Raw genomic sequence first — 16,608 nt, 5'->3', positions numbered from 1 at the left:
TTCCTACTGCAACACACACGCTAGAAGATGTAAATGAAACGCTAGACGCTTTTTCATCCATACGTGATCGATTAGAAGGTGGCGTTTATAAGCGTTTAAGTGCCTCTGTTGCAGCGGCGTTTGATTAGTAGTACATTATCGCTTATGCGGAAATAGATGTAAAAAAAGCTCTAGGAAACTAGGGCTTTTTTTATGGTTCATACTACCGTTTTATTCTTTATACAACACAGCCTTTTGCATCACAGAAAGTGGATAGTTTTTTACTATAGCACTTTCCTTAGTACCGGTCATGGAAGTATCTTGAACGCGCGCCATAGTGATCATAAACTCCATATAATTGTCATGAAAAACTTCGGTACAATTCAGTAAATTGCCCATTACTTCATAAGTACTATACAGAGTTTTATCTGCATAAGCGGTTTCTAGGATGATACCATTATTTTCATCTACAAGATATAAATGAGGATTATGTGTTTTCTTCAGGTTATAAGCTCGTTCATCGCGTTCTGCACCATAAAATATCTTGTATTTATAATCCATAGGATCTTCAGTTTCTTGCAGGTGGAACTCCATAGGTATGGTTTGTACACCTTTACTTGTGGTAATATTGAGATTTCCCTTATAGATTCCTAAATAGTCTTGAGGAAACTCTTTATCTACTGCAAGAATGTCATCTAATGGAGATGAAGCAGTAGTTGCTGGAGTAGTAGGTTCTTCATTAATAGCATTATTTTTAGTGTCTTTGCAAGAAAAGCATAAACATAAACAAAGAAGGAAGAGTGTTTTTTTCATAAGTTAAAAATAGTCATAAATGAGGAAATCCCGAGTTGTCAAGACGACTTCTCAGGATTTCCTACTAACCAACCAAAAAAACTTTATGAATGAAATTTACTTTTTCATAAATTACGTTCATTATTATAATGTCAAATTGCGTGCCAAACTGTTATGCATGCATAATTAATTTCTAAACCACCATAAGAAAATGAAGAATTCCCAAGAGCATTAAGCGTCTTGAGAATTCTTACTAATCAACCAAAAAACTTTATGAAAGTTTACTCTAATAATTACTTCCACGAGTAGTAATCCCTAAAACACTTTTATGAATTACGATTATGTAGTCTTGAATATCTTGAAAATCTTACTAGAATTAACAAATAATTAAAAAAGGGTAGTGCGATCGTTCTATAGGTCTGTCTCCCTAAGATTATTTAATTTTTTAGTTTGTTATTATAGGTTGAAATCAGGTCGTTCATATACCTGACAAATTCCCAGAATCGGTTTATATTTGCACGCCTTTTAAGAATAGCAAAGGTTTTTATAAATACGCTTTCGCAAAAGCTGACTCAATAACAGCCCAGCGATATAATTATATAGAATTAACACATGAAAGCAGGAATCGTAGGTCTACCTAACGTCGGGAAATCAACTTTATTTAATTGTTTATCAAACGCCAAAGCGCAAAGTGCTAACTTCCCGTTTTGCACCATTGAACCTAATGTAGGTGTGGTAAACGTTCCAGATCCTAGATTAAAGAAACTAGAAGAACTGGTAAATCCAGAACGTGTTATTCCAGCTACCGTAGAGATAGTAGATATCGCAGGACTGGTTAAAGGAGCTAGTAAAGGTGAAGGTTTAGGGAATCAGTTTCTAGGTAACATACGTGAAACAGATGCTATCATTCACGTACTACGTTGTTTTGATAATGATAATATCATTCACGTAGATGGGAAAATAGACCCTATTAATGATAAAGAAACCATAGATGTAGAGCTGCAGCTCAAGGACCTTGAAACTGTAGAAAAAAAGCTCGAAAAGGTAAAGCGTGCCGCTCGTACGGGAAATAAAGAAGCTCAAAAAGAAGAAGATGCTTTACTTCAAGTAAAAGCAGCACTAGAATCTGGAAAGTCGGTACGTACCATAGACTTTGATGAGGCGATCCATACAGAATTTATAAAACCGTTACAGTTCATTACAGATAAACCAGTACTTTATTTATGTAATGTAGATGACGCAAGTGCCGTAACTGGAAATGCTTATGTAGAACAAGTACGAGACATGGTTAAGGATGAAAATGCTGAAGTCCTTGTGCTAGCCGTAGGTACTGAGGCTGATATAGCAGAGCTGGATGATTATGATGAACGCGAGATGTTCCTTGCAGACATAGGTCTGGAAGAAGCTGGTAGTGCTAAGTTGATACGTAGTGCCTATAAGTTACTCAACCAACAAACATATTTTACCGCTGGTGTAAAAGAGGTAAGAGCCTGGACGGTAAAAATAGGTGCTACTGGACCACAAGCCGCAGGAGTAATTCACACTGATTTTGAAAAAGGATTCATACGTGCTGAAGTGATTAAGTATGACACTTATGTAGAATATGGCTCAGAGGCTAAGGTTAAAGAAGCTGGTAAACTTAAAATAGAAGGTAAAGATTACATCGTTCAAGATGGTGATATCATGCACTTTCTATTTAATGTATAGAGCTTTATACTAATTTACATTCCTAGTGACGCATATAATTCTTTTCTTTTTCGTCTATATTTCAAAATAAAATGAAAATGTAGCTTAAACTATGCTTTAATTTTCTTTATCATCTAGTCAAAAAATAATTCAAATTAAGAATACGGCATTAGAAACATAAATAGGTATTACAGGTTTATTTCTACATTATAATTTTTTAATTCCTCTTTATAACTAGCGTCAGAGAAATTTGCTTGTGCAATTTCTAAGGCGCTTTTCTTTTTAATTTGCTTTCTTTTTATGGCTCTAGCAAAACGACGCACATGAGTTTCACTGCTTATTTTTAAGCCAGGAACGGCAACCGTTTTTCCTTCTTCGTCTTTAGCAACCATGGTTAGAAATGAAGAATTACAGTGCTTAGATTCACCGGTTTGAATATTTTCAGCATCTACACGTATCCCTACTACCATAGATGATTTTCCCACATAGTTAACAGTCGCCTTTAAGGTTACCATTTCGCCTACTTCTATAGGTGCTTTAAAATCTACCACATCTACACTTGCGGTCACACAGTAATGGCCGCTATGCTTTGAGGCACAAGCAAAAGCAATTTGATCTATTAATGATAGTACATAACCACCATGTATTTTACCAGAAAAGTTAGCATTGGACGGTAACATTAGTATGGATAACATGACTCTAGATTGTTCTGGTGACTTGAATAAATCTTTCATGATGGGATAGTTTTAGGAATACGCTTTCGCAAAAGCGTACTTATTAAAATATTATTTGTTAAAATGTGGTGAGCTGTCTAGAGTGACCTCTGTGATGAAATACTTAGTGTCTCCCCAAAAGAAAAAGGTTCCAAATTTCTCTTCATATCTCAATTTCACATACTTCCCTTGATATTCCTTGAGTTTTTCAATGACCTCTGGTTGATTATCCATGACTGAAAATGAAAAAATTTGAGCACCGCTTATACCTTGTGAGATCTCACCTTCCCAAGTTTTTACCACAAAACCTTTACTGGTAAACTTAATGAGTTCGCCAGAGCGATAACCATCTGAATAGCTAGCAAAATAGAGGAAAGTATACCATAATACCGCCATTATTATAATGGTTGAAAGAATAACTCCTAAAATCTTTTTCATATGGAGGTGTTTTTAAAAGCAACCTGTCTAGAATTGCTGTGTCAAAACTAAGTAAAGTCTCAATTAAATTCCTCTTGTGAACCCTATATTTTATGCCTGTTATTAATTTGATTTTTTAATGTCGTTTAAATGAATTGTATCTTTTTTAAGTTTACAAAAGTAAAAATCATAGTACGTATGTACTGATAAAATGAAAAACCTATTCTTTAAAAATGGTCAATAACTTATTGAAAACATATAGCCGTTAATAATCATTTTTTAAATAGATTGATTCAAATTTGTAATACATATTATGTAGAAACACTATGAGCTTACCTAACACCATTACCGACATAGATTTTAATTTCCCTAACCAAAAAAGTGTTTATAAAGGGAAAGTACGTCAGGTTTATAATATAAACGATGATTTATTAGTCATGATCGCAACAGATCGTTTAAGCGCATTTGACGTAGTTATGCCACGAGGTATTCCATATAAAGGACAAATCTTAAATCAGATTGCTACACAAATGATGCAGGATACAGAAGATCTAGTTCCTAACTGGTTGCTCGCAACTCCAGATCCTAACGTAGCTATAGGGTATCAATGTGAGCCTTTTAAAGTAGAAATGGTGATACGTGGTTACATGAGTGGTCATGCAGCACGTGAATATAAGGCTGGTCGTAGAATGATATGTGGCGTTTCCATGCCTGATGGTATGAAGGAAAATGATAAATTTCCAGAACCCATAATTACTCCAGCAACAAAGGCTGAAATGGGTGATCATGATGAGGATATTTCAAGAGAAGATATCATCGCTCGTGGAATAGTAAGTGAACACGATTATGAAATTTTAGAAAAATACACACGTGATTTATACCGTCGTGGTACTCGCATCGCAAAAAAACGAGGATTGATTTTAGTAGATACTAAATATGAATTTGGTAAAACTAAGGATGGAAAAATAGTTCTTATCGATGAAATTCACACACCAGATTCTTCAAGATACTTCTATGCCGATGGTTACCAGGAACGACAAGAAAACAACCAACCTCAAAAACAATTGAGTAAAGAGTTTGTACGCCAGTGGTTAATATCAAATGACTTTCAAGGTCTAGAAGGACAATCCTTACCAGAAATGGATGACGTATACATCAAGTCGGTAAGTGATCGTTATATAGAACTCTATGAGCAAATCACAGGTAAAGAGTTTGAAAAAGCCGATACCAGTGATATTAAAAACCGTATAGAAACTAATGTGCTAGACTGGTTTGAAGCTAACTTTATGTAAAAAGTTGATTAACACTATAACTTAAATAAAACCTGAGCTAGTCAGGATAATATGGCTTTTAATCTCTGTGAGGAGTACCTTTAATAGTTCTATATATTACTAATGCTCCTATGAGCACGGCGATAACTAATCCTGTGTATGGGCTTTGGTTTGCATCCCAACTTAAATTGTCCCAGTTGATGCGTGAGATATGAACACCACACAAGATTACTACAACAACTATTAATACGTAAGCAAATGATTTTTTCATAGCTTTTATTTTTTATTTTTTTTCTTCTCGGTTAAAGTAAACTAGATAGTAATACATCTGGCGTTCTTCATCCCATCCTTTTTCTAAATATTTCTCTGCACTATCTGGATTAGTAAAATCCATTTTAATTTGCACATGAGTATCTAGGTTGATCACACTTTTAATTCCTTTACGGGCAGCACTTACAGCTGTGTTAGAAATAGGGAAGTTTGCCACATCTTCTATGCTGTATTTAGGTCCTTTTTCTACTTTATAATTCTTGAATTCTGGAATTAATTCTGGATTATCTAGGGTTTCATTAAGGAAAGAGGTCTCTTCAAAATCATCATTCTTTGCAAAATAGTTCATAGAGCGATTCATGAACATCACTTCTTCTTTCTTATCCTCGGCAGGTAAAACGACTTCTTTTGCAAAGTCCTGACAGAACTTTAAATACTTTTTAGTAAAGAAGTTTTCATCTTCAAATACATCTACGCCCAGGAAACTCTCCAGCCAGTACTTAGCATCATAACGGTTAGAATCTACAGATAAGATCTTGTAGCCGGTTTCTTCATCAGTATTAAATATGATGGCTCCTTTATCGAGTTTATTTAAGTTCACACCTTGCTGCAACAATATTCTCAAATCATCTTCACCTTCTTCAAACTGCAAGAAATCTTGTTTTAATTCACTTTTAAAAATCCCAATGGCGCTCACTTTATTATTATCAACCAGTACATTATCAAAGTAAGTGACATATAACTCACCACTTCTTATATGTGGATGTACACTCTGATCATAAAGGTGTTTTGCAATTTTTTTAGAGTTTTCTAGTAAGGATGCAGGCGTGTTAAAAATAGATTTTGCAAAACCGTACATTTCATGAAACTCTAGATCCTGCTCATGTGTAAAACTGTAATAAGTCTCTTCTTTAGAACGAAAGGGTTTCAAGAAAAACTCTTTCATTAATGCATGTAACTCATCATCTAGCGGTGTAGTGACAGATGATGTTAACAGTAACTCGCCTTTATTTTTATTACCTACACGGTGGAGTGCCAGTTGTTCAATACGTGTGTTAAAAAGGTTGATCATAAGGTTTTAGTATAGGTCGTATTCGTCAAAACTTTGTTCATCATAAAAATCATCATCGCCATCATCTATATTACCACGGTATTCTTCATCGCCACCAGTCTCGTCTGCAAATCTTGGATCTGCTTCAAACTCTTTATCTGGTGCGCTATCTGGTAATTCTCCTATAGAAAAAATGACTTGTGGATATGCTGTCCCATCTTTAGGTCCAGCCACATCGGCTAGTTCTATGAGAAAGGTCCACATACTTAAAAAATCATAGATATAAATAAGTTGCGGTTTTTCTGTACTAACTACTTCTTCAACCGTTGTAGCACTCATAGTACGCACTGGAGCTGTACCATCACTCATGTCAAAAAGACTGAACTCCTCATTCTGGTTCCAATCTTCATCACTGGAATAAAAACTAGCCATTTCATCTCCAGGCAGTTGAAAACTCTGCGTGAGCACGTTATGGAAATCTTCTAGTGTAGCGTTACCTTCTATTTCTATATCACGGAAAACGTCTTGCGTAGCATCTAGAATAGCTCTAAATCTATAAATCATGAATCATTTCTTAAGGTGTGCAAAGATACAATTATAGTAGGTGTTCTAGAAAATGCTCGTAGCTAAATATGGATGATATGAAACACGCTTTCGCGAAAGCGTAATCACATCCAGCACGTATAAGTCTATAGTCCTTAGTGAGCTCTTAATTCCTAATTTATTTTAAGATAAAGGAGATGTGCAAGTGCCGTGAAGTTCCCAGTAGAGCTAAAATCAACTAATTACGAATAGCCACTTTCCTCAATCGCATCATTAAATAAAACTGCACGCCCAAAATAATGGATGCAAGCACCAAATGCGCTGCTTGTGATCCAAAAGGAAAATCTACATAGTTCATTAAAACACCTGTAAAAATGGTAATTATTAAAAGGATCATTAACCAGTTATAATACCTTTTAGGATGACCTAAAATATGAACTGCTCTATGAACAAACCAAGCATGTAAGGCAAATAACAAAATAGAGAAGGAGCGATGTACTAAGAATACTAATGGAGCATTTTCTTCTAACCAAATGGATAAAAACGGGTAACCCAACTCATCTATTTGATGATCTAGGAACTGTCTTACTTGAGTTCCCAGCGCTACTTGAATCAAGGTAAGCGCAATAATCGCAACAGCTATGTTGTAAAGCTTTCTAGGTGCTTGATAACGTGAGTCTGTAGGTTGTACCTCATGCAGTAGATAAATTAATAATCCTACTATGAGCAAGGCGAAAATCATATGAATGGTGATCAATGCTGGTGAGAGATGAGTATCTACAACTATTTTACCTATTACGGCTTGAATAAGCATAGCAAGTAACGCTACAATGCTTAGAATAGTAATGCTTTTACGTGCTTTCCAGTATTTTAAGGAGAACACACACATTATGAGTACGACTAGTCCACCTAGCGCGCCTATAAGTCTGTTAATGTATTCTGTCCAAGTATGGTAGACGTTAAAAACGGCATAATCATGCTTAGTGTATGGTTTCCAGTTTTCTTCTTTATAATTTTGGGTGGTATGAAAATCTGCTTTTGCGACACGTAATTCTTTGTCATGAATGATAACCATTCCTTTTTTATATGGTGTGTCTGGTGAAAACTCTAGTTCACTTTGTTCAGTAGGAGGAACGTAGTACCCAAAACACTTAGGCCAGTCTGGACATCCCATTCCAGAACCTGTCATTCTAACCACGGCACCAGCAATAATAATAAGGTAGATGATCGCAATGCTCCAGCGCAAGGCAATTCTATAACTTCTGTCAGAGAAAAAAGATGTATTATTCAATTTATGTAGATCTGGTTTAATGTAATTATGGTCGTTTAGTTTTTAAAAGCTTGCAATTTATAAGCTGTTCTCTTGCTGTTTTTATCGCCATGCGAGCTCAGCTCGGTTAGAGCTTATTATGTTCATTTTCAAATTCCCTGATGAAAATTATCAAGATGTAACATTTCCCAATTGTACGTTACTAAATTGTCACATTTATAAATTACCAAATTAAATAATCATTAATGCAACCTGTCGCTACGCACTTCTAGATCTCCTATAAAACTCGCTTCATAATCGAGCCAGTAATTCCAGCGCACCATAACGTCGTCTTCAGGGAAATGCATTTTGGCCAGTTTAAGGAATAGTTTATAGTGAGAAGCCTCAGCAACCATGAATTTATAGTAAAACTCTTGAAGATCTTCATCATCTAGATTTTGCCACAAGGTTTTAAATCGTTCACAACTACGAGCTTCTATCATAGCACAAATAAGTAATTGGTCTAAGAAATAACCATCGCGGCTTTGTCCTTTTTTCTTTCCTTTCACCAGTTTTTTCACATATTCATCCTGTCGTTGTAATCCTAATTCTAGGCCTCTTTTTTCTAACTCTGCAATCACCATTCTAAAATGTCCCCATTCCTCAGTTACTACAGGAGATAAAAGTTCTACTATTCCTTCACGTTCAGAGTACTGCTGGATAATAGATATGATGTTACTGGTTGCTTTTTGCTCACAGAAAGCGTGATCTGTAAGGATGTGCTGTAAACTGATGGTAGAGAGGTCTGCCCAGCGTGGATCTGTAGGTAACTTGAGACCTAGTGTAAATTTTTTTTCGGCTTGCATTTTCATAATACAAAGGTCGGTCATGAGGAATACTTAAGCAAATAAGCACTCATGAATTAATAATTATAATGACCTTATAAAGTTAGCAAGGTTAAGCAAGTCTATAGCATTAAAAGTGTAGTTCTACATTTTGGAAAGAATTTCTAGTACTTGATCAATTTGTTCCTTCTCTAAATTATTTATGAGTTGAGATTCTCTTTCATCTATGCGATCATCAAGATTATTAAGGACTTTTAATCCTTTTTTAGTGATGGTAAGTTGTATTTTTCTACGGTCCTTAGAACATTGCACACGCAAAACAAATCCCTTAGCAATTAATTTATCGATCACTCTTGTGGTATTACTATTAGAATGAATCATTTCTTTACTTACATCTTGTAAACCGGCGGCCTTACCATTGCGACCTCTTAAAATGCGCAATACATTAAATTGCTGTATGGTAAGTCCTTCTGTTTTTACCACTTCATATACAGATTCTGTCATTTCTGTACCTTTTTTTATGAGTGTTGTTACTAATTTGCGTGATAAAGGAATATTAGTGTCTGTCATTATAATCAGTTGAAATTAAATTAATTGTAACTACAAATTTATAGCAACTTCTAAATATTTATAGAAATAAAAGCTTCGACTCCTAACTCTATGTTTTTTAACGATAAATATCATATTTTATCGATGACCGGCCTATATTTTGTTAGGCACATGTTTTCTTCCTAGTATCATAAAGTTTAATTAATCAAAATGAGCAAAAACTGTAACATTAAGTACATAAATGCATCTTTAAAAAGCATTATATTAGCAACTATTAAGAATTATGAAAATGAAAAAGTTATTTGTTATCCTAATTTTATTCTCAGTTCCCTGTTTATCAATAGCTCAAGAGGATGATGGTATAGGTATTAAAGCTGGTTTAAATTATGGGTCTAATGGTGACCTATCTGAAAACGGACAGACTATTATAGATAATCCAGACGCTAATTTTGGATATCATTTAGGGCTGTTTGGTAAAATAAATTTAGGATCTTTTTATGTGCGACCAGAGCTTTCATATACCGTTCTGAATAGTGAATATGATCGTACTGCCTTAGAGGTTAAAAAACTAGACGCTCCGGTTTTACTAGGTTATATGATCTTTGATCCAGTACATGTTTTTATAGGACCATCATTTCAGTATATTCTGGATACAGACTTAGAGAACATAGATTTTAAAGATGTTCAAGAAGACTTTAGTATAGGTTTACAAATAGGAGTAGGCGTTAACTTAGGAAATGTAGGGATAGATGTGCGTTATGAACGCGGCTTAACAGATAGTGAGGCAGAGTTTTCTAATCTAGGTGATTTGGGTACGCTGGATACACGGCCACAACAACTTATTTTAGCACTGAGTATTAAATTGTAACAGTTTTGTTTAAGTACGCTTTTGCGTCAGCGCATTGCTACAACTTAAAGGTATCATTTACATCTTCTGGATAACCAAGTTTTCTTTGCTCATTTATGTGGATTATCACCAAGATCAACATAATGATTCCATGGAATTGAAAATACTCACCAAGACCAATATGTAAAGTGTTACATACTATATGAGTTATTAATGTTATGACATACAGTAGTTTGAGCCAGTCCATCATTTTTTTATATGGCTTGTTTAAAAACGATAGTGTGTAACATAGTGATATCACCGCAAATCCCGTAATCATCGCAATTTCACTTCCATAAAAGTGTAACACTTTAAATAATACACTTATAATTATAACCGCTATACCAATGCGAGCTAGTCTATAATAACGTGTTTTCTTAAAAGTACCCGACTGGACTAAAAGATATATCCCAGACAGTTGTGCTATCGTATAGCCTATACCGTATTCATATCCATTTAAGTAGTTGTTATTGAATATGTTATAAATGAGGGAAAATGTGGCCATAACATAACCTATGGCTATCACCACATAATTTGTAAAATGCTTAGAGTGAATAATATTTGCCATAATTATGGTACTTCATTTCCTGTAGATGCGGTGTAAATTTCAAACCATTGTTCTTGAGATAGTTTTATTTTTAAAGCACTAACAGCTGCTTTTAATCGCTCTATTTTTCCCGTACCTAGAACAGGAATAATATGAGATGGATGCATGAGTAACCAGGCATATATTATTTTAGAAAGATCTTTTTCACCGATTTGATTTCCTACACTTTTTAAAGCCGCATGAATTCTGATCGTTTTCTCATCCTGTGGATGCATTAAAGTTCCTCCAGCTAGAGGTGACCATGCCATAGGAGAAACTCTTTTTTCAATCAGATGGTCTAAATTTCCATTTTCAAAATGTTCTAATTGTGAAGGAGATATTTCTATTTGATTTGTTACAAGTGGCTCGTTCATATAGGATTGTAAAGAATCAAACTGTCCAGAGGTGAAGTTAGAAACTCCTAGATGTTTTACTTTACCGCTAGATTTTAAGGTTTCAAAGGCTGCTGCTACTTCATTAGGATGAAGTAATGGTGATGGTCTATGTAATAGCAGTACATCTATATAATCAGTCTGTAGATTTTTAAGCGATCGTTCTACTTGCTGGATGATATAATCTTTGCTGTAATCGTAATATTTAAGCTGGCGTTCTGGAAATTTAGAACTTTTAAGTTTAATACCACATTTAGTAATCAATTGCATTTGAGAACGTAAAGTAGCATCGAGTTGTAGTGCTTTACCAAAAGCTGCTTCACACTCATAATCACCATAAATATCTGCATGATCATAGGTGGTGACTCCAGCTTCTATAGATTGCTTGAGATAGGTGAGAAGCTGCTGGTCACTCATATTCCAGTCCAGTAATCGCCATACTCCTAAAACGATTCTGGATACTTCTAACTGTGGAGCGAGACTAATGGTTTTCATAAAATTACTTTTTCACTTTTTTTAAATCATCCATTTCAAATATATAAGGTTCTGTGCCTAACATGATAAAATCTACTTGTAAAGTAAACAGCACACCTTTTTCTTCATAGCGGTCACCGTTTCATTTTGTGCGGTGTTGATTTGAAAGATAAAGAGTAGAAGTAGGGTTGTGGTGAGTTTGAATTTTGTAATCATTAAGTTAAGATTCTTATATAATACCAATTTATGTTTCTAATGCCGTATTCTTAATTTGAATTACAGGCGAAAAAGAAACGAATTATTTGCGACATGAGGAATGTAAATTGGTATAAGTATTATTGTTTTAAAAGACGTTCAACCGTCTACAAATATTACAAAAAAATCCCCAAACCAAAGGTTTAGGGATTTGTAAGTTATCTCATTAATAATTTAAGGCTTAAGTAAATTAAGCTGCATAAGTGTTTTCAATGTATTTACATTAAATCAAAACGATCTAAGTGCATTACCTTGCTCCATGCTGCTACAAAATCGTTTACAAAACGTTCCTTAGCATCATCACTTGCATATACTTCTGAGATGGCTCTTAATTCAGAGTTAGAACCAAATATTAAATCTACACGCGTAGCATCCCATTTTTTATTTGTGGTATTGCGTTCAACGATGGTAAATAGATTCTTGTTATCTTCAACAGCTTTCCAGCTGTAGTCCATACTTAATAGGTTTTTAAAGAAATCATTAGATAACACTCCAGGATTATCTGTCATGATTCCAGTAGTAGATCCATCATAATTAGCACCTAGAGCTCTCATTCCACCTACTAACACGGTCATTTCTGGAGCACTTAACGTTAATTGTTGTGCTTTATCTATCAGTAATTGTTCTGGAGTTAAGGTGTATTCCTTCTCTTGGAAGTTTGTAAAACCATCTGCTAGCGGTTGTAATAAATTGATACCATCTATATCTGTTTGCTCCTGTGTAGCATCTGTTCTTCCTGCTGTAAAAGGTACGGTAATCGTATAGCCCGCTTTTTTTGCAGCTTCTTCAATGGCAACGTTACCGCCTAAAACGATAAGATCTGCTATAGATATTTTCTTACTTGCTGTATCAAAACCGTTTTTAATATCTGTGTAAACTTGTAACACTTTTTTCAATTGTGCTGGATTATTAGATGCCCAATTTACTTGTGGTTCTAGTTGTATTCTTGCACCATTTGCGCCACCACGACGGTCACCATGTCTGTAAGTAGAAGCAGCGTTCCATGCTGTAGTTACTAATTCATTTGTGGTTAAACCAGATGATTTGATCTTAGCTTTTAGACCGTTAATATCGCTAGTTGATGCTAAATCATAATTTCTCGCCGGCACTGGATCTTGCCATTTGAATTGTTCTTGTGGAACTTCTGGTCCTAAATAAGTCGTACTAGGTCCCATGTCTCTATGAGTTAGTTTGAACCACGCTTTCGCGAAAGCGGCATCAAATTCCTTAGGGTTTTCATAAAACCTCTTAGATATTTTCAAGTATTCTGGATCTTTAATCATCGATAAATCAGTCACTAACATCGTAGGAGCAACTACTTTATCTTTATCAAATGCATGCGGATACATTTTTTCAGGATTCACAGCTTCATACTGGTGTGCGCCTCCTGGACTTTTAGTCAGTTTCCACTCGTGCTCAAATAAACTTTTAAAATAACCGATTCCCCATTGTGTAGGCGTATTAGTCCAGGTTACTTCTAGTCCAGAGGTAATAGCATCTTCACCTTTACCACTTTTATAAGAGCTTTTCCATCCCATTCCTTGTTCTTCAATACCAGCACCTTCTGGAGCAGCACCTAGGTTATCACCACCGGCAGCACCGTGAGTTTTTCCTAAAGTATGTCCACCAGCGATTAAGGCTACGGTTTCCTCATCATTCATTCCCATACGAGCAAAGGTCTGACGAATGTCATGTGCCGCAAGTACTGGATCAGGATTTCCATTAGGACCTTCAGGGTTTACATAGATCAATCCCATTTGTACGGCAGCAAGTGGCATTTCTAGTTCGCGGTCTTTATTATAACGTTCATCTCCTAACATTTCACCTTCAGAACCCCAGTATACATTATTTTGTGGTTCCCATGTGTCTTCACGTCCACCGGCAAATCCTATTGTTTCAAAGCCCATAGTTTCTAAAGAAACATTACCTGCTAGAATCATTAAATCTGCCCATGAGATTTTCTGACCGTATTTTTGTTTTACAGGCCATAACAGTCTGCGTGCCTTATCTAGGTTTGCGTTATCTGGCCAGCTGTTTTGTGGTGCAAATCGTTGCTTTCCTTCACGTGTACCACCACGACCATCACCAGTTCTATAAGTACCAGCACTGTGCCACGCCATTCTGATGAATAATCCACCATAGTTGCCAAAATCTGCTGGCCACCAATCTTTTGAATCTGTAAGTGCTAGTTCAACATCTTTTTTTAGCGCTGCATAATCTAGACTTTCAAATTCTTTTTTATAGTTAAAGTCATCACCTAATGGATTAGACATATCACTGTTTTGACGTAGGACACTTAAGTCTAGGGAATTAGGCCACCATTGTTGGTTGGTCTTTCCTTCACCTTTAGTCATAGATCCTGCAGATTTAGTAGTGCCAAAACCCATTGGACATTCTGCCTTACTGGTTGTAGCGGTCTCATCAGGCTTATTCATGTGGTACGTGTAGTAATAACCACCAAATAATACCAGTAACGATATGACAGCTATACTGGAATAAAGAATTGATTTTTTCATATTTATTGATTTAATTTGATCTCAAATTTAATATAATAATAATCTATTGAAATATTTTTATCATAACTAATACTTATTGACGTATTGTTCAAAGTGATTTTATCTATATGATCCAGTTGAAGATAGGATTCAGAGTTTAAAGATATACTCTGTAAAAAGTATTGCTTTTTTAGTTTGTAAAGTTATCAGTGAACAAAAAATCCCCAAACCGTCAGGTTTAGGGATTTCTATATTTCCAGCCACTGTTAACTAATAACAGATAACCGATAACTAAATAAGCAACGCTTATTTCACCTCTTCAAAATCTACATCTTCAACATCACTAGTGTCATCACCAGCTTGTTGTTGAGCTCCAGCGTCTGGTCCAGGTTGTCCACCTTGAGCATCTGCTTGTGCTTTGTACATTTCTTCACTTGCTGCTGTCCAAACCGTGTTTAGTTTTTCTAGTGCAGGATCAATTACAGCAATGTCTTTAGTCTCATAAGCTGCTTTCAACTCAGTAAGCGCCTCAGTGATCGGTGCTTTCTTTTCTTCTGGTAGCTTATCACCAAATTCTTCTAACTGTTGCTCAGTTTGGAAAATCATTTGATCTGCGGCGTTCAGCTTGTCTGCAGTCTCTTTTGCTTTTGCATCAGCATCAGCATTTGCAGCAGCATCTTGCTTCATTTTCTCGATTTCTTCCTCGCTTAATCCAGAAGATGCCTCGATACGTATATCTTGTTTCTTACCAGTAGCTTTATCTTCAGCACTTACTTTGATGATACCATTTGCATCTATATCAAAGGTTACTTCAATTTGTGGAGTTCCTCTACGTGCTGGTGGAATATCAGATAAGTGGAAACGACCGATCGTTTTATTATCTGCTGCCATGGAGCGTTCTCCTTGGATTACGTGGATCTCAACACTAGGCTGATTATCTGCTGCTGTAGAGAATACTTGAGATTTCTTAGTAGGGATCGTTGTGTTAGCATCGATCAACTTAGTCATCACACCACCCATAGTTTCAATTCCTAAAGAAAGTGGAGTAACGTCTAGTAAAAGAACATCTTTTACATCACCTGTTAAAACACCACCTTGAATAGCAGCACCTACAGCAACTACTTCATCAGGATTCACACCTTTAGAAGGTTTTTTACCGAAGAATTTTTCAACAGCTTCCTGTACTGCAGGAATACGAGTAGAACCACCTACAAGGATGATCTCGTCTATGTCTCCTGTAGAAAGACCAGCATTTTTAAGTGCTGTCTGACATGGTTCAATAGTTCTTTTTACAAGGTCAGCGATTAATTTTTCAAAAGCAGACTTAGTTAATGTTTTTACCAAGTGCTTAGGTCCACTTGCCGTAGCCGTTACATAAGGTAAGTTGATTTCAGTCTGTGCACTAGATGAAAGCTCAATTTTAGCTTTTTCAGCAGCTTCTTTAAGACGTTGTAAAGCCATAGGATCTTTGCGCAAGTCTATTTGCTCAGCGCTCATGAACTCATCGGCAAGCCAGTCTATGATCTTTTCATCTACGTCATCACCACCTAAGTGTGTATCACCATCAGTAGCAAGTACTTCAAATACACCATCACCTAACTCAAGGATAGAAACGTCATGTGTTCCACCACCAAAGTCAAATACCACAATCTTCTGATCTGTATCTTTCTTATCCATACCATAAGCAAGTGCTGCTGCGGTAGGCTCATTAATAATACGCTCTACTTTAAGGCCTGCGATCTCACCAGCTTCTTTAGTAGCTTGACGCTGAGAATCATTAAAGTATGCAGGTACGGTAATTACCGCTCCAGTTACTTCAGTTCCTAGATAATCTTCGGCTGTTTTCTTCATTTTTTGAAGAATCATCGCACTTAATTCTTGTGGTGTATATAAACGGCCATCGATATCTACACGTGGTGTATCGTTATCACCTTTTACTACATTATATGGTACACGATCAGCCTCGCTTGAAACCTCACTAAATTTATTACCCATAAAACGCTTGATAGATGCTACCGTTTTTGTAGGGTTAGTTACTGCTTGTCTTTTTGCAGGATCACCTACTTTAATCTCGCCACCTTCTACAAAGGCGATCACAGATGGTGTTGTACGTTTTCCTTCAGCATTAGGAATTACTACAGGCTCGCTTCCTTCC

Annotated in this window: 16 protein-coding genes; 3 read left to right on the top strand and 13 right to left on the bottom strand. The window is 35.9% G+C overall.

Annotation, left to right across the window (positions count from 1 at the left end; translation table 11 throughout):
- Nucleotides 1-210 precede the first annotated feature (210 nt).
- Nucleotides 211-792: a hypothetical protein gene (locus tag ACTF48_RS09465; RefSeq protein WP_438962911.1), complete on the bottom strand. Its 582-nt coding sequence runs from the start codon at nt 790-792 to the stop codon at nt 211-213.
- Between the two features lie 591 nt (nt 793-1,383).
- On the opposite strand from ACTF48_RS09465, the gene ychF reads away from it, so the two are divergent.
- On the top strand, nt 1,384-2,478 hold the full coding sequence (ychF, locus tag ACTF48_RS09460; RefSeq protein WP_438962910.1) for a redox-regulated ATPase YchF: 1,095 nt from the start codon (nt 1,384-1,386) through the stop codon (nt 2,476-2,478).
- Nucleotides 2,479-2,645: 167 nt separating this feature from the next.
- Here ychF and ACTF48_RS09455 read toward each other — a convergent pair whose 3' ends face one another.
- Together ACTF48_RS09455 and ACTF48_RS09450 are read right to left on the bottom strand one after the other, a co-directional pair.
- The gene (locus ACTF48_RS09455; protein WP_438962909.1) at nt 2,646-3,191 is read right to left on the bottom strand and encodes an acyl-CoA thioesterase; all 546 of its coding nucleotides are present in this window, start codon (nt 3,189-3,191) and stop codon (nt 2,646-2,648) included.
- 51 nt (nt 3,192-3,242) lie between these two features.
- Nucleotides 3,243-3,608, bottom strand: coding sequence for a 6-phosphogluconate dehydrogenase (locus tag ACTF48_RS09450; RefSeq protein ID WP_438962908.1), 366 nt, complete (start codon nt 3,606-3,608; stop codon nt 3,243-3,245).
- Between the two features lie 305 nt (nt 3,609-3,913).
- On the opposite strand from ACTF48_RS09450, the gene ACTF48_RS09445 reads away from it, so the two are divergent.
- Nucleotides 3,914-4,879, top strand: coding sequence for a phosphoribosylaminoimidazolesuccinocarboxamide synthase (locus tag ACTF48_RS09445; RefSeq protein ID WP_438962907.1), 966 nt, complete (start codon nt 3,914-3,916; stop codon nt 4,877-4,879).
- 58 nt (nt 4,880-4,937) lie between these two features.
- On the opposite strand, the gene ACTF48_RS09440 is transcribed toward ACTF48_RS09445, so the two are convergent.
- The 6 genes from ACTF48_RS09440 to ACTF48_RS09415 form a co-directional block, all read right to left on the bottom strand.
- Nucleotides 4,938-5,129: a hypothetical protein gene (locus ACTF48_RS09440; protein ID WP_438962906.1), complete on the bottom strand. Its 192-nt coding sequence runs from the start codon at nt 5,127-5,129 to the stop codon at nt 4,938-4,940.
- Nucleotides 5,130-5,141: 12 nt separating this feature from the next.
- A complete protein-coding gene (locus ACTF48_RS09435; protein ID WP_438962905.1) occupies nt 5,142-6,200 on the bottom strand; it encodes a nucleoid-associated protein in 1,059 nt (352 codons plus the stop codon).
- Between the two features lie 6 nt (nt 6,201-6,206).
- Entirely contained in the window at nt 6,207-6,743 is a 537-nt protein-coding gene (locus tag ACTF48_RS09430; RefSeq protein WP_438962904.1) for an IS1096 element passenger TnpR family protein, read from the bottom strand.
- A gap of 217 nt (nt 6,744-6,960) precedes the next feature.
- The gene (locus tag ACTF48_RS09425; RefSeq protein WP_438962903.1) at nt 6,961-8,013 is read right to left on the bottom strand and encodes a COX15/CtaA family protein; all 1,053 of its coding nucleotides are present in this window, start codon (nt 8,011-8,013) and stop codon (nt 6,961-6,963) included.
- A 221-nt stretch (nt 8,014-8,234) separates the two neighbouring features.
- Nucleotides 8,235-8,861: a tRNA-(ms[2]io[6]A)-hydroxylase gene (locus ACTF48_RS09420; RefSeq protein ID WP_438962902.1), complete on the bottom strand. Its 627-nt coding sequence runs from the start codon at nt 8,859-8,861 to the stop codon at nt 8,235-8,237.
- Between the two features lie 99 nt (nt 8,862-8,960).
- Complete coding sequence (locus tag ACTF48_RS09415) at nt 8,961-9,386, bottom strand: MarR family winged helix-turn-helix transcriptional regulator (RefSeq protein WP_438962901.1); 426 nt, start codon at nt 9,384-9,386, stop codon at nt 8,961-8,963.
- 268 nt (nt 9,387-9,654) lie between these two features.
- Here ACTF48_RS09415 and ACTF48_RS09410 point away from each other — a divergent pair, with 268 nt between their 5' ends.
- Nucleotides 9,655-10,233, top strand: a complete 579-nt coding sequence (locus ACTF48_RS09410; RefSeq protein WP_438962900.1) for a porin family protein — start codon at nt 9,655-9,657, stop codon at nt 10,231-10,233.
- A 37-nt stretch (nt 10,234-10,270) separates the two neighbouring features.
- On the opposite strand, the gene ACTF48_RS09405 is transcribed toward ACTF48_RS09410, so the two are convergent.
- The 4 genes from ACTF48_RS09405 to dnaK form a co-directional block, all read right to left on the bottom strand.
- Nucleotides 10,271-10,819 carry a hypothetical protein gene (locus tag ACTF48_RS09405; protein ID WP_438962899.1) on the bottom strand — a complete coding sequence of 183 codons (549 nt, stop codon included), beginning with the start codon at nt 10,817-10,819 and terminating at the stop codon, nt 10,271-10,273.
- Nucleotides 10,820-10,821: 2 nt separating this feature from the next.
- On the bottom strand, nt 10,822-11,724 hold the full coding sequence (locus tag ACTF48_RS09400) for an aldo/keto reductase (protein WP_438962898.1): 903 nt from the start codon (nt 11,722-11,724) through the stop codon (nt 10,822-10,824).
- Nucleotides 11,725-12,176: 452 nt separating this feature from the next.
- Nucleotides 12,177-14,474 (bottom strand): catalase/peroxidase HPI, encoded by a 2,298-nt coding sequence (katG, locus tag ACTF48_RS09395; RefSeq protein ID WP_438962897.1) that lies wholly within the window; start codon nt 14,472-14,474, stop codon nt 12,177-12,179.
- 285 nt (nt 14,475-14,759) lie between these two features.
- Nucleotides 14,760-16,608 (bottom strand): molecular chaperone DnaK (dnaK, locus tag ACTF48_RS09390; protein ID WP_438962896.1); only part of this gene is annotated, 1,849 nt, incomplete at its 5' end.

This window comes from Nonlabens sp. (genome assembly GCF_965660805.1).
Lineage (GTDB): Bacteria > Bacteroidota > Bacteroidia > Flavobacteriales > Flavobacteriaceae > Nonlabens.
Note: the sequence above shows the minus strand (reverse complement) of the source record. Positions and strands in the feature narration are given on the sequence as shown.